The sequence below is a fragment of the Methyloceanibacter sp. genome, from assembly GCF_058506495.1.
Genome location: NZ_JBZMXT010000155.1, coordinates 1 through 3,071, shown reverse-complemented (window position 1 = coordinate 3,071; position 3,071 = coordinate 1). Strand labels below are relative to the sequence as shown.

The following is a 3,071-nucleotide window of genomic DNA, read 5'->3' as shown; positions in this document are numbered from 1 at the left end:
CGCGTTCAAGTCGATTTGGCCGGATTCTCCCTCCAACGTTCTGCATTGCCCCTGGGGCGCCCACAGTCCATCGCTCAGAAATATGCCCAACAAGGCCCGCATCTTCGACCGTCGCATTCATCTGCCGCGCAGCAAACCCGTGCGGATCGGCCTGGGCATGCTGCTCGTTGGCGGCGGCCTGCTCGGTTTTCTGCCTATTCTGGGATTCTGGATGATTCCGCTGGGCTTCCTCGTTCTATCCATCGATTTGCCAGCGTTCCGCCGCTGGAGGCGCCAAATCAATGTTTGGTGGCGCCGCCGGAGAGGGGCCAAGCAAAATGTCGATGGAACAGAGGCTTAGGCGGCGGGGCGCCGATGTCTTTTACGGAATGTGTTGTTGGAGGCCACGCCCGGAATCGAACCGGGGTATACGGATTTGCAGTCCGCTGCGTCACCACTCCGCCACGTGGCCATCGGGCTGGACCTTCTAGCGTATATCTCGCCTGTGTCCAGCAACTCTTTGGTCCGAGCCATGCCTCCGGTGCTTAGCCATAAGTAAAACTCGATAATTTCAATCCGTTCTTCGCGCGATCAACGTGCATTCACCCCGGCAACATGTCAGGCGGGAGCGAACTCGGGTCCCTCGGCACAGTGAAAGTCGCGCAAATATGTCGACAGACGCGCCGTATAGCCACTGTTGCGGCGATCCCACAGTGCATTGAGTTTTTTGCGGAAATGGGTTGAGACAAGCCCTTCCTGGCTATCTTTTGGCGTTTCGCTTGCTCTAATGTGAGCTTTGGCAACGGTTGGGGCTCCGTTGCCGTTGGGAGCAGGAAAAGCGTGGTTGCTTTGCAGGGCATGTGTCCGTGGTTGCGCCGCGCGGTGCGTTCTACGCGCCGTGCGATGCTGGCGCTTAGCCTTGGGGTCGTCGCGGTCGCCGTGTGCGCCCCTGCTGTCGCCGAGACACTGGAGCAGGCGCTTGCCGACGCGTACCTTCTCAATCCGGTCCTCAATGCCGAGCGAGCCAGATTACGCGCGATCGACGAGCAAGTTGCTCTCGCGAAATCTGGCCTGCGACCGAATATTACCGGCTCCGCTGATACCGCCTATCAAAATCAGAACAGCAACTTTCGCGGTCCTGCTGCCGGAATCAGCCGGAGTTTTGGTTCCGTTGGCGTGCTGCACCCGCATGGCTTTGGCATCACCCTGTCGCAGTTGCTTTTCGGCGGTTTTCAGAATCTAAACGCCATCCGCGAGGCCAAGTCCCTCGTGCAGGCGCAGCGAGAAACTCTGCGTCAGGTGGAGCAGAATGTGCTGCTCGACGCCGCCACCGCGTATGTGAACGTGGTTCGGGACCAAGCTGTGGTTCGCCTTCGAGAGAATGACGTGCGCGTCCTCACGGAGCAGTTAAAGGCAACGCGGGACCGCTTCGATGTGGGCGAGGTCACGAGAACCGACGTCGCGCAAGCGGAGGCGCGACGTTCAGAAGCGCTAGCGACCCTGGCCACTGCGCAGGCAAACCTGAAGACGAGCAGGGCGACATACGAGCAGGTAATCGGTCACCCGCCTGGGAATCTCGTTGCGCCGCCCTCAATCCGTCACTTGCTTCCAAATTCGTTGGATGAGGCCATGACGCTGGGCGATGGTGAGAACCCCGCAATCCTGGTGGCAGTATACAATGAGGAGTCCTCGCTCTACGCCGTCGAGCGCATCATGGGCGAAATGCTGCCCTCAGTGTCGCTGGAGGCTGTTTACGACAAGCGCTTTGACCAGAGCAGGTCCATCAGCGACACCGAGACGACGTCCGTCACCGGGCGCGTTAGCGTTCCCCTCTATCAGGGCGGCGGGGTTTCGGCCCGGGTGCGCCAAGCAAAAGAGACCAACAATCAGCTGAAGCGCGAGGTGGAAGACGCTCGCCTCCGGATTCATGCCGATGTCATTTCAAACTGGGGCATCCTGCAGTCGTCGGGGCCTGCAATCCGGTCGGCAGAAGCCGCCGTTGCCGCGAACAAGATTGCGCTGACGGGCGTGCGTGAGGAGGAGAAGGTCGGCCAGCGCACGACACTCGATGTCCTCGATGCCCAGCGGGAGCTTCTCAACTCCCAGATCGGCCTCGTCTCGGCGCTTCGTGACCGGGTTGTCGCAGAGTATTCGCTCTACAGTGCCATCGGTCGAATGGATGCCCAAACGCTCGGTCTTTCAGTGCCTTATTATGATCCCTTCGAGCACTATGAGATCGTGAAAAATAAGCTATGGGGCCTCGCGCCGCCCGAACCGCCCCTAGCGGATAACTGAACCAATACCCACCTCCGTCGTTAACCATACGTCCCAATGTCCGTGCCAAGCGAAGACTTGGCCGTTAGCATTGTGTTAAGTTATTGATTGGGATCGATCCTAGCGACGATGGCTGGGGCAGTAGAATTTGAGAGGCGTTAAGGGATTTAGTAATGAGCAGCACCGAGCGCGCTCCTGAGCCGACGATGGAGGACATTCTTGCCTCTATTCGACGGATCATCACCGATGACGATGCGGGCAAAGGCCAGGGCGATAAGCCAGCCGCCGCCGCGCAGACCGAGGATGCAAGTCTAGAAGGCGAAGCCGACAATCAGATCATCGACGATATCGCACGCGTTCTAAGCTCCGGCAGCGATGAACCGGCCGACGAAGACGAAGAGATCATGGATCTTACCGGCGAGCTTGGCGGTCTGGAGTTGGTCGAGGAGGAACCCCAGGACGTCCTGGAGACGCCAGAGCCAGTCGATGCGGCTCCCGAATTCGTCGGGTCAAGCGACGTTTCTGATGAGGTTGTGGCGCTTGATGCGGCACAACCGGATGTCCTGCAGCCCGACGTGCCACAGGCGGATGACGCGGGACCCGATGTTCTTGAGTCTGAAATGCTTGAAGTAGCCGAGACAGTCGTAGAGGTCGAGACGCTCGAAGTCGCCCAGCCTGTCGAAATGGAGGCTCCACAAGAGGAGACCGTGCCGCGCGAAATGCCATCCATGGCACCGCCGCCGATCCCTGAGCCACCGGTCGAAGCCGCACCGGAGGCGCCGAAATTGTCCGCCAGTGAGGAAGCCGCGACCGCTCTT

3 protein-coding genes and 1 tRNA gene are annotated in these 3,071 nt (G+C 59.7%); 3 read left to right on the top strand and 1 reads right to left on the bottom strand.

Annotation, left to right across the window (positions count from 1 at the left end; translation table 11 throughout):
• The first annotated feature begins 82 nt into the window (after positions 1-82).
• Complete coding sequence (locus AC33YF_RS13495) at positions 83-340, top strand: hypothetical protein (protein ID WP_491777731.1); 258 nt, start codon at positions 83-85, stop codon at positions 338-340.
• A gap of 37 nt (positions 341-377) precedes the next feature.
• On the opposite strand, the gene AC33YF_RS13490 is transcribed toward AC33YF_RS13495, so the two are convergent.
• Positions 378-451, bottom strand: a tRNA-Cys gene (locus AC33YF_RS13490).
• 386 nt (positions 452-837) lie between these two features.
• On the opposite strand from AC33YF_RS13490, the gene AC33YF_RS13485 reads away from it, so the two are divergent.
• Together AC33YF_RS13485 and AC33YF_RS13480 are read left to right on the top strand one after the other, a co-directional pair.
• The gene (locus AC33YF_RS13485) at positions 838-2,274 is read left to right on the top strand and encodes a TolC family outer membrane protein (protein WP_491777730.1); all 1,437 of its coding nucleotides are present in this window, start codon (positions 838-840) and stop codon (positions 2,272-2,274) included.
• A 152-nt stretch (positions 2,275-2,426) separates the two neighbouring features.
• The coding region (locus tag AC33YF_RS13480; protein ID WP_491777729.1) for a hypothetical protein at positions 2,427-3,071 on the top strand (645 nt) is incomplete at its 3' end.